This window comes from Lysobacter terrae, assembly GCF_054782215.1.
Window position 1 is genome coordinate 1,008,399 of record NZ_BAAGSX010000001.1, and the last position, 22,635, is coordinate 1,031,033.

The following is a 22,635-nucleotide window of genomic DNA, read 5'->3' on the forward strand; positions in this document are numbered from 1 at the left end:
TATGCGCAGTGCATACGCGACCATGCCATTGCCGCAGCCCAATCGCGCCGACGTCGCCGCGTCGGGGCTGAGCTTCATCCTGGTCGTCCTGGCCGGCGTGTTCGGTTGCTGGGTGGTCGGAACGCGCCCCCTGGATATCGGCACCGACACCAGCGTCTACGCCGGTTTCTACCAGACCATCGGCCACACCGCGATCCACACGCGCATGGAGCCGGGCTTCGTGTTCTTCAGTTGGCTGATCCGGCAGCTGGGGCTCGGCGTGATCGGCTATCAGGTGTCGTTGTTCGCATTGCTGTTGCTGGTCGCCTTCGTGGCCTGCGTCAAGTATTTCAACTACATCGGCGGTGGTCGCGGTTTCATGGTGTTTCTGACCGCGGCGGTGATGCTGCTGTTCGTCTCGCCGATGTTCATGCAGGGGGCGATCAATGCGGTCCGGCAAGGCCTGGCGGCCTTGCTGGTCTTCAGCGCGCTGATTTCCTTCCATCGCCGGCAATGGTGGCAGTTCGTGCTCTTCGGCGGTGTCGCCGCGAGCTTCCATACTTCTTCGCTGATGTACCTGGCGTGTGCGCCGGCGCTGTTCATGAGCACGCGCAATCTGCGCTGGCTGGCCGCGATCGCGTTCTTCCTGTACGTATCCGGGCTATCGATGACGCTCGTGCAGTCGCTGGTGCCATCGCTGTACGTCTTCGTGCAGGAGTACGCGGCGAATCCGGATTACCGCTCGGGCGTGCGCGTGGACTTCGCGGTGTTCTCGATCTTCTGGTACGTGCTGCCGCAGATGCTGGCGCCGATGATCCGCGAGTCGCGGCGCGAGGCGATCGTCGACAGTACGGCCATCTACCTGGTCATGGTGCTGCCGTTCTTCGCCGTGGGCTGGGGCTCGTACTCGAACCGCTTCCTGCTGCCCGCCTGGCTGTCGGCTTCGTTGATCGTTGCGGCGGTACTGGCGTACAGCCGCGTCTCTCTGCTGCGCAACCCGTTGCTGATCCAGTGCGGACTGCTGGGCGCCTGCGTTGCGCTCTATTACTACGTGAGCAATGGAATCGTCGTATGACCACCACGAAAGAGGGCATTTCATGGCCGTGATGAAGGACCGGATCAAGGCCATGGTGCCGGCCGAAAGGCGGGTGGCGATCCGCCGCCTGCTGGCGCGGGTCAAGGTGCTGTCGAACTACAGCTATGACGCACGCCGCTATCTGAAGGCTTCGACGGCGGGGCGATCGGCCGACGATGCCGAGCGCCTCGGCGCGCACATCTCGATGGACTATCACCGCCTGGAGAAAGGCATGGCGCTGCCGTCGCCGCGCCACGGTTTCGGCCGCGACGTGGTGGTGCGCCTGATGCGCAGCGTGGGCCGCTATGAAAGCCGCTACGGCAGCGCCGAAGTGACCGACTTCGCCCGCAGTGCGCTGGCCGGCTATCGCCGTTTCAACGAAGGCAAGCTCGCACCCGAAGTCGACTCTGCCATTGCGCAGTTCCTAACGACGCCGGTGGAGCAGGGCGAGCGCCGGGGCGGCACAGACGCTTTGACCACGGAAACGCTGTTCCCGTTCGATAGCGAGCTGGCGCAGCAGTTCATGCGCAGTCGCCGCAGCGCCAGGCAGTTCGACGGCCGGCCGATTCCGGAAGCGGTGCTGCAGGAGGCGGCCCGGATCGCCCAGCAGGCGCCGTCCGTGTGCAATCGCCAGAGCGCGCGCATCTTCGCGAGCAATCGGCGGGAGAAGATGGACGAATTGCTCAAGCTGCAGAACGGCAATCGCGGCTTCGGCGACCGCCTCGGCGCGGTGATCGTCGTCGCGTCCGACATGCGCGCGTTCACCTCGATGGGCGAACGCAACCAATGTTGGGTCGACGGCGGCATCTTCGCCATGTCGATGGCGCTGGCGCTGCATTCGCTGCACATCGGCGCATGCATGTTGAACTGGAGCGTGGAGCCGGGGCGCGACCGCGCATTGCGGCGCAGCCTGGGCATCGGCGACCACTACGCCATCATCACCATGATGGGCGCGGGCTACGTGCCGGACCATCTGGTCGTGGCCGCCTCGCCGCGGCGGCGCACGGACGACATCGTTCGCTTCGTCTAGCTGCCTATGCTTCAGAAGCTTGCGGCCTTTGCGTCGCTGCTCAGCTATCCCTTGTACGCGTCGCTGTTGCTGACGGCGTGCGGCGCCATGGTCTGGGCTGCGGGCTGGCGACGAACGGGGCGCGGCGTCGTCGTGCTCGCCCTGGCCTGGTCTTTCGTCTGGTCGATACCGGCCGCATCGGACTGGCTGCGCGGCACGCTGGAGGCGCGGTACCCCGTCGTCGACGAAAGCGAACTTCCACAGGCCGACGCGATCGTGGTCCTTGGCGGTGCGACCTGGTACGGATGGACGCGCCGCGATGTCGTCGACCCTTGGGAGCTGAGCAGCAGCCGGCTGGCCGCGGGAGCGCGTGCCTGGCTCTTGCATCGCGCGCCCATCGTGATCCTGTCGGGCGGACGCGGCGGCAAGGGCGGCAGCGAGGCGGCACGGATGAGCCAGGCCATCCGCCGTCTCGGCGTACCCGATCGGGCGATCGTGCTGGAAACGCAGAGCCGCAACACCGAGGACAATGCGGTCAACAGCGCGAAGCTCATCCGTGCGCACGGCGGGAACAGGATTCTGCTGATGACTTCCGCAATCCACATGCCGCGTGCGCTGGAGTTGTTCCAACGCACGGGCCTCGAAGTCGTGCCCGTGCCGGTGCCAGAACGCGCCGCGCGCGACAGCTGGAGCAAGCGCTGGCTGCCATCGCCCAGTGCACTGTGGCGCAGTGGTCGCGCGTTGAAGGAGTACGTCGCGCTGTTTGCGCTTGCACTTGGACATGAACGCGTCTCTACACAATCTTGACTGTGCTTGATCGCGTTTTTTCCCAAGCAAGCTTCACGTCGCCTCGTCAAACCGCCGCTTAGGCTGGCCGGGCTATCACCATAGGAGCGGACGATGCAGCGCATCCATGACATCGTCGAACCAATGCAAGGTTCGCGAAACAGCAATTCCCTTCGGACGTACAAGAATTCATTCCGGGCCGCCGGGCTTGCGCTGGCAATGAGTCTGCTGCTGAGCGGCTGCCTGACGGGCCAGTACATGTCTTCGCGCGGTGGCGACGACGTGCACATGGTCGAGATCACGCCGGATATGGTGCGCAGCCCCGAGAACCTCACCACGATGGCGGAGCTGCCGGCGGAAGTGACGCAGTACCGTCCGCAGAGTTACGAGATCCAGCCCGGCGACGCATTGCTCGTTACCGTCTGGGATCACCCGGAGCTCACCACGCCGGCCGGTTCGCAGCAGCAGGTCGCCAACAATCAGCGCTTGGTGTACCCCGACGGCACGATGTTCTATCCGTATGTGGGCACGATCAAGGTCGCCGGTATGACCATCGAGGAGCTGCGCAGCACGCTCACGACGCGGCTCTCCAAGTATCTGCGCAATCCCCAGCTCGATGTGGCCGTCGCCGGCAACGGTGGTCAGCTCGTGCTCGAAGGCGCCTTCACCAACACGGCACCGCAGGGGCTCAACACCGTGCCGCTGACCGTTTCCAAGGCGGTCGGCGCAGCGGGCATCAATGTGGAGCAGGCGGATCTGTCCGGCCTGACCCTAATCCGCGATGGCCAGCGCTACAACATCGACATGGATGCGATGCATCGGCGCGGCAATTCCGCCGACATCTATCTGAAGCCGGGCGATCGTCTGTATCTGCCGTTCAACGATCGCAAGCAGGTGTACGTGCTGGGCGAAGTCACGCGTCCGCAGGCCCTGACGTTCAAGACCAGCGACATGTCGCTGACGCAGGCGCTCGGCCGGGCCGGTGGTCTCGATCAGATCACCTCCAATGGCGATGCGGTCTATGTGATTCGGGGTGTGGACGCGGCCAACCTGACGCCGCAGACGCCGCCGAGTACGGCGACCGTGTACCACCTGCAGGCGAAGTCGCCGGCGGCGTTCGCGGTGGCGAGTTCGTTCTCGCTGCGTGCAGGCGATGTCGTGTTCGTCGGGCCTGCCGGTATCACGCGCTGGAATCGCTTCCTGAGCCAGCTGCTGCCGTTGTCTGCGATCGTGAACAATGCCGCCCGTGCTCAGAGCAACATCACCGATTGACGAGGTGGCACGCGCCGTCGCGGCTGTCGGCCGTGCCCATCCTTCCATGTCGAGCAGCGGCGCTCCGCGGATCGACTTCGCGATACGGCGGATACTGGTGGTCTGCCTGGGCAACGTATGCCGCAGTCCCATAGCGGAATACGTGCTGCGCGAGCGGCTCGCGGCCCGCGACATCACCGTCGAGTCGGCCGGGATCGGCGCCGAGGAGGGGGCGCCGATCGATCCCTTCGCGCTGCAGGTGCTGAGCCGTCATGGCATCGATGCCAGTCGCCACGTCGCGCGGCGGCTGGATCGGGCGATGCTCGAGCGCGCGGATCTGGTCCTGCTCATGGAGCATGCGCATCTCGCCTATGTGCGATCACGCGTCCCGTCGGCCGCGGGTAAGGCCTTTCTGCTGCGCAAATGGCACGACGGGGAGGATGTGCCCGATCCGTTCGGCCAGCCGATCCAGGCCTTCGAGCAGGTCTATGCAACGGTCGAGCTAGGCGTAACGCGGTGGTGCGAACTCATCTGATCGCATGAAGCCAAGCAGGAATGATGCCGCGCGCGTCATTCGTAAACGCTGCGTCAATGAATCCGGGTTTTTGCCGGATTCATGTTTTGAATCCATCAACTCTTTGTATCGGAGATGTATGTGCCTCCGCCGTTTTCATTTTGTCGTCAACACGATCTCCCTACGCTAGGCCGCGTATTCGTTCGTATTCAAAAACGTGCAGACGCTGACTCGGTACGGATGCCGACGCTGATTTCTACATAACAAAGGCCTGGAGCATTCATGCCGGACGCAAGACTGGTGGCCGCGGCTTCGGTCGCTTTGACAGTTACGTTGGTGGCGATCTTCTCGCTGCGGCCGCTCGCGCCGCGCGTGGGGCTGGTCGATCGCCCCGATGCCCGCAAGCGGCACAAGGGTCGCGTGCCCTTGATCGGTGGGCTGTGCTTCTTCCTCGGACTGGTTGCCGGCCTGAGTTATCTGGGCGCGCTGGATCGCTTCTCGCTGTCGCTGCTGGTGACCGGTGCGGTCATCATGCTGACCGGACTGCTCGACGATCTTTTTGACCTCAGCGTGAGTACGCGGCTGGCGATCCAGATCGGCGCGGCCACCGGCGTCCTGGCCGTGACCGGCGTGTACATGGACAGTCTGGGGCAACTGTTCGGCGAGCAGCCCTTCCGCTTGTACGCCGTGGGAATTCCATTGACGGTGCTCGCCGTCGTCGGGCTGATGAACGCATTCAACATGCTCGATGGCATCGACGGCCTTGCGGGAGGGTTGGCGATGGTCAGCATCCTGGCGGTGCTGGCCTTCGCCGCGAGCAGCGGTTGGCAGAGCCTCGGCGTGCTGCTGCTGTTGCAGGTGTTGCTGGTCGCGCTTGTTCCCTACCTCGGGGTGAACATGGGCTGGCCCGACGGGCGCAAGATCTTCATGGGCGATGCGGGCAGCACCGTCGTCGGCTTTCTGATCGCGTGGAGCCTGGTGTATCTCAGCCAGGCCCATGTCGGCCGGCTGGCACCGGCGGACGTGTTGTGGTGCGTCGCGATCCCGGTGATGGATACCTTCGGCGTCATGGCACGGCGTCTGCGCGCGGGCCGCTCGCCGTTCAAACCGGATCGCCAGCATCTGCATCATCTGTTGCTCGATGCCGGTTACTCGCCGCGGGCCGCACTGGTGCTGATCCTGGGTTCCGCGGCGCTGCTGGCGATGTGCGGTTACGCGCTGCGCGGACTGCCTGAGCTAGTGAGCATGCTGCTGTTCGTCGCGGTGCTCGCACTGTATGTGGCGAAGCTGCCGCTGGCGCTGCGCTGGCTGACGAATGTGCGGCCTCAGGCGCCGGCGATGGGCGAGGCCGTCACGGCGGCGCTCGCAGCGGAGTCCAGCCTTGCGCTCGGTGCCATGGAATCGCGTCCGGCTTCGGCCGACGCCGGGCATGCGGCGCATCGCCATGGTCGCGTGCATGCGCTGTGTGTGCTGGGCGAATCCCAGGACGCGATACGCATCGCGCCGGTCGCCAGCCAGCTGTGCCACGACGATCGCTTCTCCACGCATGTCTGCGTCACCGATCTGGCCTCGGAGAAGCAGCAGCACATTCTTGAACTGTTCGACCTCAAGGCCGACTTCGACCTGGGCATCTCGTCGGTGGACGCCGACCCGAGCGATGTCACCTCCGCCACGCTGGATGGCATCACCCGCGTGCTCGAGGAGCTGCAGCCCGACGTGGTCCTCGTGCATGGCGATACGCCGGCGACATTGGCGGCCACGCTGGCCGCGTGCTACCGGCAGATTCCGGTCGCGCGACTGGAGTCGGCGGCCGAAGCCATGCAGGTATCGCATCGCACGCCGGGCGAACAGGTCAATCGGCGCGTGGCCAGTGCGCTGGCGACGCTGCACTTCACCGCCAGCGAATCCATCGGCGACGAACTGGCCGCCGCCGGCATTCCCCGCGATCGCATCCGCCTTACCGGCGACACCGCGGTGGAGACGCTGCGTACCGCGATCGCGCGCATCCAGGGCGATGGGGAGACGCAGGCCGAGTTGCGCACGCGTTTTGCTTTCCTGCGACCCGACAGCCCCTTGCTGCTGGTGACGCATCGCGAGCAGATCGAAGGCTTCGCGCAACTCGGGCGCGCATTGCGCAAGGTGGCGCGGATGCGCCCGGACGTGGACATCGTCTATCCGATCGCACTCACGCCGGAAGCGCAGCGCGATACCCAACGCCTGGGCTGGCGTCCCGCCAACGTGCACCTGGTCGAACCGCTGGACTACCTGGCGTTCGCCTGGCTGATGCAGCGCGCGCACGTGGTGCTCACCGGTTCGGCGGAAGTCGCCAGCGAGGCCGGCCTGCTGAGCAAGCCGATCGTGGTGCTGCGCGACGCGGGCTTCTCCGGCGACGCCAGCGATCCGCGCCAGATGGTCGCGGACGAGGTGGCGATCACCAATGGCGTCATGACCCTGTTGAGCGATGTCGGTGTCTACGAAGCGCTGCGCACGACCTATGGCGGCGTCCAGGCGGACGCGCCCAGTTATCGCATCGTCGATGCCCTGGCGGCCGTGCCGTCGAGGAGTTCGGCGCTGGCGGCGTGACCGAAGCATTTTTACCGGACCCCGGATACGGGTCCGAGTTTGATTTTTTGGATCCGCGTGCGGATCCGAGCAGGAGAACCGGAGGTAGTACGTGAACGACATCATGCTTTCCAATTCCACCACGCAGATACCGCTGCAGACGCGTGGCGGGGACGACGTGGACATGCCGGCATTGTTCGGCCTGCTGTCCGATCACAAGTGGGCCATTCTGATCGGCACCGCATTGTTCGCGCTGGCGAGCGTCATCTATGTGCTGTTCACCACGCCAGTCTACCAGGCGACGGCGGTGATCCAGATCGAGGGCTCCAGTCCCAGCGTGCCCGGCCAGGATCAGAGCATGCAGCAGCCGGTGGCCGGCTCGCCGCACGCGGCGACCGAAGTCCCGCTGATGACCTCGCGCCGGGTGATCGGCGAAGCGGTGCAGGACCTGCAGCTCGACATCCAGGCGCAGCCGCGCCGGCTGCCGGTGCTCGGCGAGATATTCGCCGGAAGCTACCGCGGCAACGGCGCCGCTTCCCCGTGGTTCGGCTTGTCGCGCTATGGCTGGGGCGGCGAACAGTTGAAGATCGCGCGCCTGGATCTGCCGCAGCCGCTGCTGGACGTTCCGCTGCTGCTCGTCGCCGGCGATGAGCAGCGCTATGCCTTGTTCGACGGCGGCGGACGCCGGTTGCTGGAAGGCCGCGTCGGCGAGGTCGCCGCGGGCAACGGCATCACCATGCGGCTGGATCAACTGGTCGCCAATCCGGGCACGTACTTCGACGTGCAGAAGAGCAGTCCGCTCACCGCGATCACGAATCTCTACAGCCAGCTGGAGGCGGTGGAGCGCGGCAAGGACTCGGGCATCATCGGCCTGAGCTTCAACAGCACCGACCCGACGGTGGCCGAACGGGTACTGGAGAAGATCACCCAGGCCTACGTGCAACAGAACGTCGATCGCACCTCCGCGGAAGCGAAGAACCGGCTGCAGTTCGTCAACGAACAGCTGCCGAAGGTGCGCACGGAGCTGGAGCGTGCGCAGGCCGCGCTGCAGGAGTTCCAGAGTCGCAACCAGGCCGTCGACGTGAGCCAGCAGACGGGCGCGATTCTCGCCCAGACCACGGCGCTGTCCAACAGCATCGCCCAGCTCAAGATCCAGCAGGCCGACATCAACAGCAAGTTCACTTCGGCGCATCCGGCCGCGCGGGCGATCATGCAGCAGCTCGGCGAGCTCGAACATGAGAAGGCGCGGCTGCGCGGCCAACTGGGTGCGATGCCGGACATCCAGCGCGGTCTGTTCCGCCTCACTCGCGACGTGGAGGTCAGCAACCAGACCTACACCAATCTGTTGAACGAAGCGCAGCAACTCGACATCGCCCGGGCCAGCGCGATCGGTAATGCCTTCGTGATCGACGCTCCGGCGGTGGACCGCCTCAACCCGGTGTGGCCGAAGAAGGTGCCGCTGGTGCTCGGTGCGACCGCGCTGGGCGCCTTGCTGATGATCGCCTGGGTATTCGTACGCCAGATGTTCAACCGCGGCGTGCAGGATCCGGCCGAAATCGAACGCCTCGGCCTGCCGGTCTACGCCTCGATCATGCTCAGCCAGAAGGAACGCGTCGAATCGCCGCGTATCCAGTCCGCTCGCCCCGGCACACGGCCGCGCTTGCTGGCCCTGCGCGCGCCGTCCGACATGGCGATGGAGGCGCTGCGCAGCCTGCGCACCAGCCTGCACTTCGCGCGCATGGAGACCCGCAACAACCTGCTGATGATCGCCGGTCCGAGCCCGGGCGTCGGCAAGTCGTTCGTCTGCTCGAACCTGGCAGTGACCATCGCGCAGGCCGGCCAGCGCGTGCTGCTGATCGACGCCGACATGCGCCGCGGCACCTTGCATCGCGTGCTCGGCGTTCGCGCCGAGGATGGCCTGTCCGAGCTGATTTCCGGGCAGATCTCCATCGAGGACGCGATCCGCCGCGTCGGCGGCACCGACAACCTGTCGTTCGTCTCGCGCGGTCGCATTCCGCCGAATCCGTCCGAGCTGCTGATGCATGCCAATTTCGGTTCGCTGCTGCGTCAGCTGGAATCGCGCTATGACCTGGTCATCATCGACACCCCGCCGGTATTGGCGGTCACCGATGCGGCCGTCATCGGCCAGCACGCAGGCACGAGTCTGCTGGTGGTGCGCTACGGCGTGAACCAGTCGCGCGAGATCGCGATGGCCAAGCAACGCCTCGAACAAAACGGCGTGGAGGTCAAGGGCGCGATCGTCAACGGCGTGCAGAAGGGAAGCGCACGCAGCGCCGGCCACTACGTGTACAGCTACGAAGAACCGCTGCGCGCCGCCTGACCGCGCAGCGCATCCATGGAGGATGGAATGCCAAGACCGATCGCCAGGATTGCCGACGACGGACGTGACGACGCAGTCGCCACGGCGTCGGACTCGTTCGCGGGCGCACGCCGCGACGACGCCCGACACGAACAGATCGAAACGTCTCCGTACGCCGGCACTCCCGATCTTTCCTCGCTCGCCAGCAGGCGGGCAGGGCGCATCGACGTGGTGTCGGTCGCGGATCTGCTGCGCAACAGTTTCGTGTACCCGCCGCACTCCATCCTGGAGGAGGTCAAGCTGGTAACGCCGGGCTTCGATGCGAAGACCGACATGCGGGCCGCGCCGAATTTCCGCTTCCTGTTCCGCGATCGCGACCGCAACCGGCACCAAGACGGCGATGCACAGGATTGGGTGGGCACCTACCACCGCCTGCTGTGCGACGCCGTCACCGAGTCCTGTGTCGACATGCGTGCGCCCTGGCTGCTGCAGAGCGGCGGCAAGGACTCGACGACCCTGGCCATCGCGGCGGCGGAAGCGCGTCCCGACACCGTCTGCATCACGTATCTGGGTGGGCGCGAAGAGGACGAAGTCGCTTCCGCGCGCCTCATCGCGCAGACGCTGGGCCTGCGCCACGAGTCACTGGTGTGCGACCCGGGCCGCGCCTACGACCGTTACGTCGCGATCGCGCCGCAGATGCCGCTGCTGACCGCCGACTTCGCGTTGCTCTCCTATGTCGACCTGGCCACCGAGATCGCGGCCGGCGGCGGCGACGGCGTCATCGACGGCCTTGGCTCCGACTGGTACTTCGGCATGGCGTTGCAGCATCAGCAGCGCGTGCTGGCGGCGCTGGCGCGCGGCCTGCGGCTGCCGTTCGCGCTGACCGAGCTGCCCCTGGTCGATCGCAGCTTCCTGGCGTGCTTCGTCTTGTCGAGCCTGGAGATGACGCGGGTGGAGCGGCTGTTCCCGGGGTCGCGCTTCAGCGATGCGGAGGTCGACGAACTGCTGGGCCGCGAGGTGTCGCATCTGTCGCGCGGCCGGCTCGCGACCTTCCAGACCGAGCTGGAATCGGCCGAGACACCGAACGAATGGCGCGCGATGGTGGCGTCCATCTCCGGCGGCGCGGCGGCGTTCGCGAAAGGTCTCTACACCCTGGACGCGATGGGCTTGCGGGCGGCGTATCCGTTCTGCAACACCCGCCTGCGTGAATGGGTGCACCGCGAAGTGCCGCGCGAACTGCTGCTGGACCCGACCACGAACGACAACAAGGTGCTGGTGCGCCAGCACATCGCCACGCGCTTCAACGATCTGCCGTACGTGTCGCGCAAGGGCAGTTTCCGTTTCGACCTGCGCGGATTGGCGAAGGCGCGCTTCGAGCAGGTGCATGCGCTCGCGGAGCAGGCGAGTGCACTGTTGCCCGGGGCCGCACGCTGGCTCGAACGCAACCGCCACCGTTTGGACAACAAGTACCACGCATCAAAGTTCTATCTGCTGGCAGTGATCCTGCCGTGGGTTATCGCACGAGGGAACGATGCACGCCAATTTCCATGATCCTGCGATCGGCTTTTCCGGCGAGGCGTCCGCCGCGCCGCCGGCAAGCATGGATGATCCGCCGCGCTCCTCGCGGCCGCGGCTGCAGATCACGATGTCGCCGTATTACGGGCGGCCGGATTTCTCGACCCTGGAGTACGGCCCGCGGCGGCGCATCGATCGCGTGTCGGTCGCGGACTTGCTGCGCAATGGCTTCGTCTATCCGCCGCACTCGGTGTACGAAGACGTCAAGGTGGTGACGTTCGGCTTCAGCCCGCTGCAGGACATGCACAACCAGCCGGAGTTCCGCTACCGCTTCCGCGACGTCAACAAGAACCGCGTGTCGCGCCGCGACGATCAGGACTGGGTGGGCGAGTACCATCGTCTGCTGTGCGGCGCGCTGGCGCGCTCGTGCGGCGACATCCGCGCACCGTGGCTGCTGCAAAGCGGCGGCAAGGATTCCACGCCGCTGGCGATCGCCGCCTCCGAGGTGCGCCCCGAGACGACGTGCATCACCTATCTGGGCGGGCCGGAGGAGGACGAGGTCGCCTCGGCCAGTTACGTCGCGCGCAAGCTCGGGCTGCGCCACGAGACCCTCATCTGCGATCCGGCGCGCGCCTACGACCGCTACCTGGCGATCGTGCCGCGCATGCCCTTGCTTACGGCCGACTTCGCGCTGCTGTCCTATGTCGACCTGGTGACCGAGATTGCCCAGTCCGGCGGCGATGGCGTCATCGACGGCATGGGTTCGGACTCCTATTTCGGCCTTACGGTCGATCGGACGCATCGCCTGCTGTCGAGCCTGGCGCGCGGCTGGCGCCTGCCGAGCTTCCTGGCGACGCTGCCGTTCGTCGAGGGCAACTTCGCCTTGTGTTATGTACTGTCGACCTTGCAGATGGAGCGCATCGAGCGCGCATTCCCGGGCTCGCGCTTCACCGACCAGGAAGTCGACGAGCTGTTCGGGCGACCCATTGCCGAGCATTCGCGCGAGCGGCTCGAGCTGTACCAGGACGAGCTGGCTTCCGCGCACACGGTGGACGAGTGGTTCGCGATCGCGATGTCGGTCGCCGGCTCGGCGGGCGGCTTCGCCAAAGGCTTGCTGAGCAGCAGTGCGTTGGGTATGCGGCCGGCGTATCCGTTCTGCGACAACGACCTGCGCGACTGGGTCTATCGGGAAGTGCCGAGCGAACTGCTGGTGGATCCGATCACCCGCGCCAACAAGGTGCTGGTGCGCGACCATATCGCGACCCGCTTCGAGCAATTGCCGTACGTCGCGCGCAAGGGCAGCTTCCGTTTCGATCTGTGCGGCCTGGCGCAGTCGCGCTTCGAGCTCGTTCACGACCTGGCCGGACGCGTGCGCGGCATCCTGCCTGGCGCGGTGGAGTGGCTGGAGCACAATCGCCATCGCCTCGACAACAAGTATCACGCGTCGAAGTTCTACCTGCTGGCCGTCGTCATGCCCTGGATCGAGCAGCATGGCGGAGGAGGCTGAGGGATGACGCAAGCGAATACGGGCAGGCGGGCGCTGTTGCGGCTGTCGCTCGGGGGCATGTTGCTCACGCAGCCATTGATGGAGACGTTGGCCTCGGCGTCCAGCAGCATCAGCGTGCTCGAAGCCGGTGCGCGCGGCGACGGCGTTCATGACGATACGGACGCTTTCCAGGCGGCCATCGATCAGGCGGCGAAGGCGCAGGGCACGGTCGAGGTGCCGCGGGGGCGCTACCTGATCGATCCGGAGCGCAGCGTGCGTTTGCGCAGCCACACCGCCTTGCGCATGGCGCCCGACGCGGTGCTGGTCGCCAAGCCGAACGCGGCGGCGCGTGCCTATGTGCTGCTGGTGGAAGGCGCCGTCGACGTGGACGTCTCCGGCGGCCAAATCCAAGGCGAACGCGACGCGCACCTGGGCAGCGCTGGCGAGTGGGGCCACGGCCTGATGATCCGCGGCTCGTCGCATGTCACCGTCCGCAACATCACGATTTCCCGCTGCTGGGGCGATGGCATATCGATCGGCGGCCTGGCCAAGACGGGCGAAGAGGGGCGTCCCTCCACCGACGTTCTTATCGACAACGTGCGCTGCCGTGGCAACCGCAGGCAAGGCCTGACCATCGGCCGCTCGCGGCGCGTGCGGGTGTTCGATTCCGAATTCAGCGATACCCAAGGGACCAAGCCCGAATACGGCATCGACATCGAACCGGACCGCCCGGGTCGCGCCGACGATGTCGTCATCGAGCGCTGCCGGATCTCCGGCAATCGCGGCGGCGGCATCCAAATCTACAATCGGGCCGGTAACGTCGAGGTCCGTGACTGCACGATCGAAGCCAACGGCTACGGCATCTATACGGTCGCGGCGGAGGAGGGTGTGATCGCCGGCAACACGGTCCGCAACAATCGTCACGCGGGCGTGGCCCTGCGCGGAAAGACCCACGGCTTCCGGGTCGAAGCCAACCGCTTCTCCGGCAACAACAGCGACCTGCGCTTGTCGCCGCAGGCCCGCCGAGCCGCTCGCGTGCATGTCCAGCTGGGGTATGATTCGCAGGACAACGCGATCTCGTCGAATCAGTACGATTGATTCGACGAGATGAACAGGGTGGTGTTCCGGTTGAGCTTAGTGTTCTCGCGTGGAGAGCATGCGTTCCAGCGACTGCTGCAGCTGGACAATGGTGTAGGGCTTGGCGATCAGCTGCTCCTCGCGGAACTCCGGCCCCATCCGATCGGCATCGCTGGCCGAGGCGAACACGAAGGGTGTCTGCAATTCGCGCAGGCGGACGGCCACGGGGAATACTTCCTGGCCGCCGATGTTGATGTCGAGGATGGCAGCATCGAATTGCTGGTGTTCGACCAGCGCGAGCGCATCCGTTACGGAGCCGGCATGCACCACGTGATGGCCGGCGTCCAGCAGGAGATCTTCCAGCATCAGAGCCAGCAGTTTTTCGTCTTCGACGATGAGCAGATTGCCGGGAAGGTGATTACCGGTGCTTGCTTGATCCATTACGTGTGCTCGAGTGCGACGAGAGCTTAGTGTGCCGCTGCGGATGTCATGGTCGCGTGGGCAGATGGCGTCGCCGCACTGACGAGGCACTGCGGATTGCGCCTGTAGAGGCGCAATCCGCGAGGGAACATCACGCTTTCGCGGCTTCGCGTGCCGGTCCGGCGAGCAGCAGCAGGCCGCCGAAGATCGCCAGGTTCTTGAGGAAGTGCGTCAGCTGGTCCTGAAAGCCGGCTGCATCCGCGTTCCAGAACGCGTGGAACACCAGCGTCACCGGCACCACGAAGGCGGCAAGTGTCAGGGCGGCCCAGCGCGTCTGCTTGCCGATGATGAGCAGCAGCCCGCCGCCGACTTCGATGACGATGGTGACGACCAGCAGCAATTTCGCGAACGGCACGCCGGAGCTGGCCATCCAGCCCGCGACGCCGGCGAAGCCGAGGATCTTGGTCAGGCCCATGATGAAGAAGATCGCGCCTAGCGATGCGCGGGCGAGGGGATAGCGGAGTTTGTTCAAAGCGTTCATGACTGTTTCTCCAGATGAGTAGTGGTGGCCTGCTTACGGCAGGTCGAAGAGCAGGATTTCGGCGTCGGTACCGCGCTCGAGCGTGATCAGCGGCTGCTGTTGGATCTGCAACGCATCACCGGCCTTCAGCTCGATGCCATTGACGGTGACCGTACCGCGGGCGACGTGCACGTAGCCCTGGCGGCCTTCCGCGAGCGCGTGTTCGACGCGTTCTTCGCCATCCAGCAGGGCGGCGTAGAGGAACGCGTCCTGGTTCATGCGCAGCGAGCCGTCGCGTCCGTCGGGCGAGACCACCAGGCGCAGTTGTCCGCGCTTGGAGGCCGCATCGAAGTGCTTTTCCTCGTAGCCCGGCGCATGGCCGGCCTGGTCCGGGAAGATCCAGATCTGCAGGAAGTGCACCGATTCGTCGGGCGAGTGGTTGAACTCGCTGTGGCGCACGCCGGTACCGGCGCTCATGCGCTGCACGTCGCCCGGCCGCAGCACCGAGCCGTTGCCCATGCTGTCCTTGTGCTCCAGCGCACCGGACAGGACGTAGGAGATGATCTCCATGTCCTGATGGCCGTGCGTGCCGAAACCCTGCCCGCCGCGGACCTTGTCTTCGTTGATCACCCGCAGCGGGCCGAAGCCCATGTGGCGGGGATCGCGGTATTCGGCGAACGAGAATGTGTGGCGGGAGCTCAGCCAGCCGTGTTCGGCGCGGCCCCGCTCTTCGCTCTTACGGATCTGGATCATTTTAAGCTCCAATCGCAGCTATGTGCGAATATGTCGAATGTCGCCGGCGGGATATTTGGCTAGATGGAATCCAGTCAATTCCGGCTTGGGCAAAGTATGCGGGCCCGATCCGGCAACAAAAAGCGGATAGTTTCCCGTCATATCATCGATAATTTCGAACATGGAGAGCCGAATGCTCCGCCTCAGCCTGGACGCCCTGCAGATCCTGGACGCCATCGACCGCCGCGGCTCGTTCGCAGCGGCGGGCAAGGAACTGCACAAGGTGCCTTCGACGATTTCCTACACCGTCGCCAAGCTCGAAGAGGATCTGGGCGTGCTGGTGTTCGATCGCCTCGGCCCCAAGGTCGCGCTCACCGCGGCCGGACAGGAACTGCTGAAGGAAGGCCGCTACCTGCTCAAGGCCGCGCAGGATCTGGAACACCGCGTGCGCCGCGTGGCCTCGGGATGGGAAACCGAATTCGCGATCGGCCTGGATTCAATGTTCTCGCCGGCGGCCTTGCATGCCGACATCGAGGCGTTCTATGCCGTCGCCGATCGCACGCGCCTGCGCATCGCACAGGACACGCTGACCGGGACGTGGGAGTCGTTGCTGGACCGGCGCGTGGACTTGCTGATTGGCGCGGCGGGCGAGGGACCTTCCGGCGGTGGGTACATCGCCGAGCCGATGGGGGCGGTGTCCTTCGTCTTCGCAGTGGCACCGCAGCACCCGTTGGCGAAATCGCGCAAGCCGCTCAGTCGCGCGCAATTGCAGGCGCACCGCGCCGTGGTCGGCGCCGATTCGGCGCGCAAGCTCTCCCCGCGTACCGTGGGCCTATTGTTCGGACAGGACGCGATCACGGTCCCGGACATACGCAGCAAATACGAGCTGCAGCGCCTGGGCATCGGTTTCGGTTTTCTCCCCGAACCGTATGTTCGCTACGCAGTGGCGCGCGGCGAGCTGGTGATCAAGCAAGTGGAGGAGCCGAAGCCGGACGAGACCTTCTATCTAGCCTGGCGTTCGGAAGAGATGGGGCAGGCACTGAAATGGTGGATCGAACGGGTGCGCGAGCGCGGTACGCTCGATCGACTGTTTTCGCTGTCGTGCAGCGGGTTGTTGTGACCCTTGTGGCATTGGCTTGGCAAAAGCGTCGGCTTCGGTAGGACGCGCTACCCGACGGGATGGGGGTGCTCCGCCCCTCCGGACGGCATCCCTGTCTTTAGTCGGGGCCGCGGACCATCCTGGTCCGCTCTCCGCACCCCCATCCCATCGGGCAGCGCTGACCGCGAGCGTTGTGATCGCCGCTTCGGCGTCAACGCTCTTCTTCTCCCCGCATGCGGGGAGAAGATGCCCGAAGGGCAGATGAGGGGGCGAGCGCAGCGAGTTGCTTTCGCTTTTTGCCAACGCGCCCGAGATGTGCCCACCGGCATCGCCTGCCCGCGCCGGGATCGTGACGCCACGTCCCCTCACCCTGCGTCGCTAGCGCGACGCTGTCCCTCTCCCCGCAAGCGGGGCGAGGGGAATCAGCGTGCCGCGCTTTCTGCAGCTAACCGCGGCCGCATCGTGACGATGATGCCGGTCGCGTCCTGCGCACCCACGACCGGATAGAACAACAGCTCCGCACGAACATCGTCCCGCTCCCACACCACGCTATCGATCTTCTGCGCCGTCAGATAGAAGCCCAGATCCGGCAACGTGGTTTCGTAGAAGCGCCGTGCATCGCCAGCGCTTCCCGCGTAAAGCAAACGCGTGGCATCGCGGGCGGGCGGCAGGCGCCGTGCCTGCGGTGGGATCGGCAACTCCGCAGGCGGATCGCCTACGGGACCGGTGTGTTTGGGCAGCACGCGCAGCGACAGCCCGAAGCTTGCGCTCTGCGCGAACGCATAGCCGCATGCCACGGCCAGAAGCAGCCCCGCGATGATGCCGGTGAGCTTCGACATAGGCTTATGCCGCTTCGGCGCGTTCGCTGGCGAGAGCACGCCAGCGTGCGAGTTGCTCGAACTGGCCGACGCGGCGCAGATAACCCTCATCCACCTCCGTGCCGTTCACCAACGCCGTGGCGACGTGCACCGCGCCGGTGACCCAGAAACCGCGAATGCGCGATGGCGCCGTATAGAACGCGACGGCCTCGACGATCGGCGGCGGCAAGCCCCACAGACCCAGCAGATAAGCACCGGCTGCGTTGTGTGGAATCGAATTGCCCGCCGCGTCGACATGCGCCGACTGCGGCAAGAGCAGACCGACTTCGGCAAGCAGGCCCGCCGTTGCAGCCAGATCGGCACTCGGCCCGGCCAGCACCTCCGATGCCAGGCGCGAAATCTGCAGCGCACGCTCGCGCATGCCCTTCGCCGCGGCGGAATGCGAACCCACGAAGAACACTTCGCTCGCCAGCACCAACTGGCGCAACGCACTCTGGCCCAGGCGCGTGACCGCCGTGCGCAAATCCGTGATCTCGCGGCCGGCGGAGTAATAGGCGGAGTTGGTCATGCGCAGCACCTGCGCGGTCAGCGCCGGGTCTTCGCCGATGAGCCCGGCGATGCGGACGGCGCTGACTTCCGGATCCCGCAAGAGCCGGGTCAGCGCGAGGTAGCGATTGGGAGCCGTGGGCAGCGAACCCACGCGGCCGATGGCCTGTTTCAGCGCCGGATCATCCAGCAGCGCGCGCAGCTCGACCGCGCTCTCGACGGCATCGATCAGTTCCAGCGCATCCAAGGGATCGGGCAACACGCGCTGCGCGACTTCCAATGCATGCGTGGAACCGCCCTGGTCGGTGGGCGCAGTCAGCAGAATGCGCATGGTCTCGGGATAGCGCACGCGCAACTGGGCCAACACGCCAAGGCCGCTGAAGTCGCCGACTTGTTCTGCGCACACCAGAACGTCAGGAGCTTCAGGGCTGGACAACGCGACCGAAGCGTCGTTCGTCCATTCCAGTTTCCAATCCAGCCCTTGGTCGGCCAGTTCTCGTCGGACTGCTTCGGCGCTTTCGCCGTCGGTGCTTACCACCAGGATGAACACGGGCTCTCCTTCCTGTGCCAGATGAGGTGTACAGGAGGGATAGCGGCAACAAGCGCCGGATTCTTAATAGCCGAAGTTGCAGAACTGCCAACCAGCGCACGTTTGGTGCAGCGTTGCTCTCGGGTTAGCCGGCTTTGCGTAGGGGCAGGACCAGACTGACGCGGGTGCCCTGGCCCGGTAGCGTGTCGATGTGCAGCGAACCGCCGAGCTGTTGCGCGCGTTCGCGCATGGTCACCAGGCCCAGACCACGAACCTGATCGGGCCTGAAGCCGAGTCCATCGTCGGTAACGGCCAGCAGCAGATTTTCTGCAGCCGCATCCGCTGCCAGGGTCAGGCGTACATGCGTCGCCTTGGAATGGCGCAGGATGTTCGTCAATGCTTCCTGGGCGATGCGGAAGCAGGCGAGTTCCACGGCGGGGTCGGGGCGTTCCGGCAGGGCGTCGAGTTGCATTTCCAACTGCGGAGTGCTCGAGCGGAACAGTGTGCCGGCCTGCCAGCGCAACGCGGTTTCCAGGCCCAGCGTATCTAGTTGCGGCGGCCGCAGAAGCATCGACAGATTGCGCAGCTTGGCCACCGTCTGGTCGGTGATCGCCACGATCTCGTCGAGGATTTCGCGCTGGCGCTCCGGCTCGGATTCGTCCCGCACCGCCATGGCGCCCAGCTTGATCGCGGTGATGGCCTGGCCGATATCGTCGTGCAGTTCGCGCGACAGCGTGCGGCGTTCGTTTTCCTGGATGGTGATGAGGTTGCGCGCCATGTCCTGCAGCTCCTCGCGCAGGCGCCGCTGTTCGGCCAGGCTCGAATTGACCTCTTCGTAAGCATGATGCGCACGGGCCGCCAGCCGGTTGAGGGCTTCGGCGACGGGGGCCAGTTCCACCGGCAGGCTCTCGGGCGATGCGGGCAGCGCCTCGCTGTCCAGGGCGAAGCGCTGCATGCGATCGAGCAGATCGCGGACATAGACGCCCAGCCATTTCAGATGCAACCCGGTCACCGCCAGCGCGCCGGCCAGGACGAGTGCGAGCAGTCCCACGGTCACCGCAGCGTGGCGGCGCACATCGGCGACGACCGTGCTCTGCGGGACGAGCACCATCAGGTGCCAGCCGTTGCGCAGGGCCGTGACGACCGCGTAGGCATCGCCGCCGCCGCGCAGCACCTTGGGAACGTGCTGCATGCGGGTGCTGTTACCCAGGGATTCGAGTCGATACAAGGACGCGCCCAGTCCATCCGCGCGCAGCACGTCGAGCGAGCTATAGGGCAGGCCCTGGGTGCCGGCGATGACGGTGTGGTTGCGGTCCACCAGCAGCATCTCGAAATCGCCCGGCTGGCCTGCATGGCTGCGCAGGGCAGGGAAGGCATCGATGCGGATCGCGCCAGCGAGAACACCGGCAAACTTTCGCTCGGAGAAGTAGGGGACCGACACCGCGATCGATGGAATCTCGCTGGTGACGCGGCCGCGATAGGCATCGGACACCTGCGGCAGTCCGGTGCGTCGGGGCTCGCGGTAGTAGGAACGATCCGCCACCGAGGCGCCGCGCGCCCGCGGCGCCGCCGGATCCGTCAGTACCAGCGCACCGTTCGCGTCGATCAGCGCCACGGTCTGGAAATCCGGGTAGTAGCGGTGCACGCGCTGCAGGTCTTGCGCCCAGAGCGTTTCGTTGCGGACATCGCCGGCCGCGGTGCGGCGATCCGCGAGGAACTGCAGCACCGCCGTATGCATCTGGACGAAGGCGTCGATCTCGCGGGCACGGGCGCGGGCGATGTCGGCCAGGCGGGTTCCGTACTGCTCGCGCGCGGCGTCGCCGCTTTGCCACAGGTGCAGGGCAGCGATAGCCAATACGGGAAGCGCGACCGCGATGGCCAGCAGCTGGGAAAAATCCCGGAACAGCGCCCGGCGCCGATCGCGACGGCTACCGGACGGTCCCACTTCCTTGACTGGATCCTGCGCCATCGCGCAACGCTAACCGCGCGCGTTTCGAGTCGCAACCCGTCGATGGTCAACGGCCTCGACGGGCATGATGAGCCATCCACCTGCCGCACCAAGCGAAAAGGCCGGCACTTTGGCGCCGGCCTTTAGTTTCGTGATACCGCTGCGAAGGCTCAGAACAATTCGACGCTGCCTGCATCCATCGATTGCTGCATCACCGGCTTGTGCGGCGGACGCTCCCATTCGGCGCGCATCTGCGCGATGCGCTGGCCCAGTTGCACCAGGGCGCTCTGCAGTTCGTTGCCGGCCCGTCCACCGGTGCGGTGCAGCAGATCCTGCAGCGACGAAGCTTCGCGGTTGATCGCACTCAGACGGTCCAGGTGCACATTGGCCGCGCCCAGTGCCTGGGTGGCGATGTCCTCGAACTGAAGCGAGCGCACCGCGTCGGCCACGGACGAATCGATCGCGCGGCCGCACTCGGCGATTTCGCGCATGCCGTTGCCCAGGCCGCGGTTGATGCCGTCGACGCGTTCGAGCATGGCCGCGGCTTCGGCGCGAGCGCCGCGGGAGCGGTCGAGATCGCGCGAGGCCATCTGGCTGACCGTGTCGCGGACGCGCGAAATCGCGTCCTTGGAGCTGTGCGCCAGCTTGCGGATCTGCTCGTTGAAGGCGGTGGAGCGTTCGGAGAGGTTGCGCACCTCGTCGGCGACCACCGCGAAGCCGCGACCGGCTTCGCCGGCACGCGCAGCTTCGATCGCCGCGTTCAGCGCAAGCAGGTTGGTCTGATCAGCGATGGACTTGACGTCTTCGAGCAAGGCGAAGATGCCGTCCAGATGCTCGGCCATCGCGTCGATATGGGTGACCGTGGTGCCGCTCTGGCCGCTGACGGCTTCCAGTGCTTCGACCAGTTGCTCCATCTTCTGGCTGGCCTGCACGGCAAACTGGTGCACGTCGGCGCCGGCACTGTGGTCGCCGGCGCGACGGTCGACGATCCGCGAGATGACGTCGTTCTGCACGCGCGACTGGCGGTTGACCGCTTCGAAGCTGCCGCCGAGCTTGCCGACCGATTCGCGGATCAGTTCGCGGGTGCGTTCGATCTCGACGCGCGAGCCTTGTACTTCGGCGTTGATGAACGAGCGCAGTTCGCCGAGTACCCGGGTCTGCTCCTTGAGCGCCGCCGGGTTGGAAGGGCGCATGGCGTACCAGCCGAAGCCGAGCCAGGCCAGCGTCATGGCCACCAGGCTGCCCCAGCGCACGGGCGCGGGCAGCGCGAAGGCCTCGGCGCAGACCAGGGTCAGGGTCAGTGCCAGCGGTGCAGCGATGCGGATCAGTACACGCGAATCCATCGTCTATCTCGAGGTGAGCGGTTCGCCCTCGATAACGGCCGGTGCGGCGCGCGCTTTAGCCACGAATGCTCGTGGAAAGCAGGCGATTTGCGACTTCTTCCAGCGGCAGCACTTCTTCCGCCGCGCCGAGCGCGACGGCGGCGCCGGGCATGCCCCACACGACGCTGGTGGCCTTGTCCTGCGCGAGTGTGAACGCGCCGGCATGGCGCAGGCCGAGCAGGCCGCGTGCACCGTCGTCGCCCATGCCGGTCAGCAGGGCCGCGCTGGCGTTGGGGCCGGCGTGGCGGGCCACCGATTCGAACAGTACGTCCACGCTGGGGCGATGGCCGCGTACCGGGTCATCGTCGCTCAGCTGCGCATGCCAGCGTGCGCCGCTGCGCACCACGCGCAGATGGCGCCCGCCGGTGGCGACGTAGGCGTGACCGACCAGCAGGGGTTGATCCTCGCGGACCTCGAGCACGGTCATGCGGCTGTGCTTGTTCAAGCGCTCGGCGAAGGCGCCACTGAACGCGCCCGGGATGTGTTGTGCGATCACCGTCGCGGGTGCGTCCGCCGGCATACGTTCGAGCACCTCGCGGATTGCCTCGGTACCGCCGGCCGACGCGCCGATCGCGATCAGGCGATCGGTCGTCCGGTAGCCCACGGGGCCGTTGTATTCGCTTGGCGCCGGCGGGCGCGACGGCCGCTGGCTGGTCACGCGCGCGTGCGCGGCCTGCTTGACCTTGGCGATCAGCTGCGCGGCGTAGTCGCCGAGTCCACGCGCGACGTCGAGTTGCGGTTTGGCCACGAAGTCCACGGCGCCCAATGCGAGCGCGTCCAGTGTGACCTGCGCTCCGGCGACGGTCAGCGTCGACACCATCACCACCGGCATGGGGCGCAGGCGCATCAGGTTGCCGAGGAAGGTCAGGCCGTCCATGCGCGGCATTTCCACGTCCAGCGTGAGCACGTCTGGCAGCAACTGCTTGATGCGCTCGCGTGCGATGAACGGATCCGAGGCGGTGCCCACGACCTCGATGCCCGGATCGGCATCGAGGATCTCGGTCATCAGCTTGCGGATCAGCGCCGAATCGTCGACCACCAGCACACGGACAGGCCTGCCGGACATG

Annotated in this window: 19 protein-coding genes; 11 read left to right on the plus strand and 8 right to left on the minus strand. The window is 66.1% G+C overall.

Features of this window, described 5'->3' with window-relative positions:
* Nucleotide 1 precedes the first annotated feature (1 nt).
* From ACYVJ8_RS04880 to ACYVJ8_RS04925, 10 genes are all read left to right on the plus strand, one after another.
* Nucleotides 2-1,054, plus strand: coding sequence for an EpsG family protein (locus ACYVJ8_RS04880; RefSeq protein WP_460709849.1), 1,053 nt, complete (start codon nucleotides 2-4; stop codon nucleotides 1,052-1,054).
* Between the two features lie 22 nt (nucleotides 1,055-1,076).
* A complete protein-coding gene (locus tag ACYVJ8_RS04885; RefSeq protein ID WP_460709851.1) occupies nucleotides 1,077-2,084 on the plus strand; it encodes a nitroreductase family protein in 1,008 nt (335 codons plus the stop codon).
* Nucleotides 2,085-2,090: 6 nt separating this feature from the next.
* Nucleotides 2,091-2,870 (plus strand): YdcF family protein, encoded by a 780-nt coding sequence (locus tag ACYVJ8_RS04890; RefSeq protein ID WP_460709853.1) that lies wholly within the window; start codon nucleotides 2,091-2,093, stop codon nucleotides 2,868-2,870.
* 198 nt (nucleotides 2,871-3,068) lie between these two features.
* Nucleotides 3,069-4,121: a polysaccharide biosynthesis/export family protein gene (locus ACYVJ8_RS04895; RefSeq protein WP_460709855.1), complete on the plus strand. Its 1,053-nt coding sequence runs from the start codon at nucleotides 3,069-3,071 to the stop codon at nucleotides 4,119-4,121.
* 46 nt (nucleotides 4,122-4,167) lie between these two features.
* Entirely contained in the window at nucleotides 4,168-4,635 is a 468-nt protein-coding gene (locus ACYVJ8_RS04900) for a low molecular weight protein-tyrosine-phosphatase (RefSeq protein ID WP_460709857.1), read from the plus strand.
* Nucleotides 4,636-4,896: 261 nt separating this feature from the next.
* Nucleotides 4,897-7,197 (plus strand): UDP-N-acetylglucosamine 2-epimerase, encoded by a 2,301-nt coding sequence (locus ACYVJ8_RS04905; protein ID WP_460709859.1) that lies wholly within the window; start codon nucleotides 4,897-4,899, stop codon nucleotides 7,195-7,197.
* Between the two features lie 91 nt (nucleotides 7,198-7,288).
* On the plus strand, nucleotides 7,289-9,517 hold the full coding sequence (locus ACYVJ8_RS04910) for a polysaccharide biosynthesis tyrosine autokinase (protein ID WP_460709861.1): 2,229 nt from the start codon (nucleotides 7,289-7,291) through the stop codon (nucleotides 9,515-9,517).
* A 27-nt stretch (nucleotides 9,518-9,544) separates the two neighbouring features.
* Nucleotides 9,545-11,047, plus strand: a complete 1,503-nt coding sequence (locus tag ACYVJ8_RS04915; protein ID WP_460709863.1) for an asparagine synthase-related protein — start codon at nucleotides 9,545-9,547, stop codon at nucleotides 11,045-11,047.
* Nucleotides 11,028-12,518, plus strand: coding sequence for an asparagine synthase-related protein (locus ACYVJ8_RS04920; protein WP_460709865.1), 1,491 nt, complete (start codon nucleotides 11,028-11,030; stop codon nucleotides 12,516-12,518). The genes ACYVJ8_RS04915 and ACYVJ8_RS04920 overlap by 20 nt, the downstream gene beginning before the upstream one ends.
* A 3-nt stretch (nucleotides 12,519-12,521) precedes the next feature.
* Nucleotides 12,522-13,595: a right-handed parallel beta-helix repeat-containing protein gene (locus ACYVJ8_RS04925; protein ID WP_460709867.1), complete on the plus strand. Its 1,074-nt coding sequence runs from the start codon at nucleotides 12,522-12,524 to the stop codon at nucleotides 13,593-13,595.
* A 36-nt stretch (nucleotides 13,596-13,631) separates the two neighbouring features.
* Here ACYVJ8_RS04925 and ACYVJ8_RS04930 read toward each other — a convergent pair whose 3' ends face one another.
* From ACYVJ8_RS04930 to ACYVJ8_RS04940, 3 genes are all read right to left on the minus strand, one after another.
* A complete protein-coding gene (locus ACYVJ8_RS04930; RefSeq protein WP_460709869.1) occupies nucleotides 13,632-14,015 on the minus strand; it encodes a response regulator in 384 nt (127 codons plus the stop codon).
* A gap of 130 nt (nucleotides 14,016-14,145) precedes the next feature.
* Nucleotides 14,146-14,535 carry a DoxX family protein gene (locus ACYVJ8_RS04935; protein ID WP_460709871.1) on the minus strand — a complete coding sequence of 130 codons (390 nt, stop codon included), beginning with the start codon at nucleotides 14,533-14,535 and terminating at the stop codon, nucleotides 14,146-14,148.
* Between the two features lie 33 nt (nucleotides 14,536-14,568).
* The gene (locus ACYVJ8_RS04940; RefSeq protein WP_460709873.1) at nucleotides 14,569-15,267 is read right to left on the minus strand and encodes a pirin family protein; all 699 of its coding nucleotides are present in this window, start codon (nucleotides 15,265-15,267) and stop codon (nucleotides 14,569-14,571) included.
* Between the two features lie 172 nt (nucleotides 15,268-15,439).
* Here ACYVJ8_RS04940 and ACYVJ8_RS04945 point away from each other — a divergent pair, with 172 nt between their 5' ends.
* Nucleotides 15,440-16,366: a LysR substrate-binding domain-containing protein gene (locus tag ACYVJ8_RS04945; RefSeq protein WP_460709875.1), complete on the plus strand. Its 927-nt coding sequence runs from the start codon at nucleotides 15,440-15,442 to the stop codon at nucleotides 16,364-16,366.
* Nucleotides 16,367-16,767: 401 nt separating this feature from the next.
* Here the strand turns inward: ACYVJ8_RS04945 and ACYVJ8_RS04950 are convergent, their stop codons facing one another.
* The 5 genes from ACYVJ8_RS04950 to ACYVJ8_RS04970 form a co-directional block, all read right to left on the minus strand.
* Nucleotides 16,768-17,184 carry a hypothetical protein gene (locus tag ACYVJ8_RS04950; protein WP_460709877.1) on the minus strand — a complete coding sequence of 139 codons (417 nt, stop codon included), beginning with the start codon at nucleotides 17,182-17,184 and terminating at the stop codon, nucleotides 16,768-16,770.
* 4 nt (nucleotides 17,185-17,188) lie between these two features.
* Nucleotides 17,189-18,259, minus strand: a complete 1,071-nt coding sequence (locus ACYVJ8_RS04955; RefSeq protein WP_460709879.1) for an HDOD domain-containing protein — start codon at nucleotides 18,257-18,259, stop codon at nucleotides 17,189-17,191.
* A gap of 124 nt (nucleotides 18,260-18,383) precedes the next feature.
* Entirely contained in the window at nucleotides 18,384-20,207 is a 1,824-nt protein-coding gene (locus ACYVJ8_RS04960) for a sensor histidine kinase (RefSeq protein ID WP_460709881.1), read from the minus strand.
* Between the two features lie 149 nt (nucleotides 20,208-20,356).
* Nucleotides 20,357-21,529, minus strand: coding sequence for a methyl-accepting chemotaxis protein (locus tag ACYVJ8_RS04965; RefSeq protein ID WP_460709883.1), 1,173 nt, complete (start codon nucleotides 21,527-21,529; stop codon nucleotides 20,357-20,359).
* Between the two features lie 55 nt (nucleotides 21,530-21,584).
* Entirely contained in the window at nucleotides 21,585-22,634 is a 1,050-nt protein-coding gene (locus ACYVJ8_RS04970; RefSeq protein ID WP_460709885.1) for a protein-glutamate methylesterase/protein-glutamine glutaminase, read from the minus strand.
* Nucleotide 22,635: the final 1 nt, after the last annotated feature.

What these genes read in the sequence shown, in the direction of transcription:
- ACYVJ8_RS04880 (WP_460709849.1), top strand. Translation starts at nt 2, where the DNA reads ATGCGCAGTGCATACGCGACCATGCCATTGCCGCAGCCCAATCGCGCC.
- ACYVJ8_RS04885 (WP_460709851.1), top strand. Translation starts at nt 1,077, where the DNA reads ATGGCCGTGATGAAGGACCGGATCAAGGCCATGGTGCCGGCCGAAAGG.
- ACYVJ8_RS04890 (WP_460709853.1), top strand. Translation starts at nt 2,091, where the DNA reads ATGCTTCAGAAGCTTGCGGCCTTTGCGTCGCTGCTCAGCTATCCCTTG.
- ACYVJ8_RS04895 (WP_460709855.1), top strand. Translation starts at nt 3,069, where the DNA reads ATGAGTCTGCTGCTGAGCGGCTGCCTGACGGGCCAGTACATGTCTTCG.
- ACYVJ8_RS04900 (WP_460709857.1), top strand. Translation starts at nt 4,168, where the DNA reads ATGTCGAGCAGCGGCGCTCCGCGGATCGACTTCGCGATACGGCGGATA.
- ACYVJ8_RS04905 (WP_460709859.1), top strand. Translation starts at nt 4,897, where the DNA reads ATGCCGGACGCAAGACTGGTGGCCGCGGCTTCGGTCGCTTTGACAGTT.
- ACYVJ8_RS04915 (WP_460709863.1), top strand. Translation starts at nt 9,545, where the DNA reads ATGCCAAGACCGATCGCCAGGATTGCCGACGACGGACGTGACGACGCA.
- ACYVJ8_RS04920 (WP_460709865.1), top strand. Translation starts at nt 11,028, where the DNA reads ATGCACGCCAATTTCCATGATCCTGCGATCGGCTTTTCCGGCGAGGCG.
- ACYVJ8_RS04925 (WP_460709867.1), top strand. Translation starts at nt 12,522, where the DNA reads ATGACGCAAGCGAATACGGGCAGGCGGGCGCTGTTGCGGCTGTCGCTC.
- ACYVJ8_RS04930 (WP_460709869.1), bottom strand. Translation starts at nt 14,015, where the DNA reads ATGGATCAAGCAAGCACCGGTAATCACCTTCCCGGCAATCTGCTCATC.
- ACYVJ8_RS04935 (WP_460709871.1), bottom strand. Translation starts at nt 14,535, where the DNA reads ATGAACGCTTTGAACAAACTCCGCTATCCCCTCGCCCGCGCATCGCTA.
- ACYVJ8_RS04940 (WP_460709873.1), bottom strand. Translation starts at nt 15,267, where the DNA reads ATGATCCAGATCCGTAAGAGCGAAGAGCGGGGCCGCGCCGAACACGGC.
- ACYVJ8_RS04945 (WP_460709875.1), top strand. Translation starts at nt 15,440, where the DNA reads ATGCTCCGCCTCAGCCTGGACGCCCTGCAGATCCTGGACGCCATCGAC.
- ACYVJ8_RS04950 (WP_460709877.1), bottom strand. Translation starts at nt 17,184, where the DNA reads ATGTCGAAGCTCACCGGCATCATCGCGGGGCTGCTTCTGGCCGTGGCA.
- ACYVJ8_RS04960 (WP_460709881.1), bottom strand. Translation starts at nt 20,207, where the DNA reads ATGGCGCAGGATCCAGTCAAGGAAGTGGGACCGTCCGGTAGCCGTCGC.
- ACYVJ8_RS04965 (WP_460709883.1), bottom strand. Translation starts at nt 21,529, where the DNA reads ATGGATTCGCGTGTACTGATCCGCATCGCTGCACCGCTGGCACTGACC.
- ACYVJ8_RS04970 (WP_460709885.1), bottom strand. Translation starts at nt 22,634, where the DNA reads ATGTCCGGCAGGCCTGTCCGTGTGCTGGTGGTCGACGATTCGGCGCTG.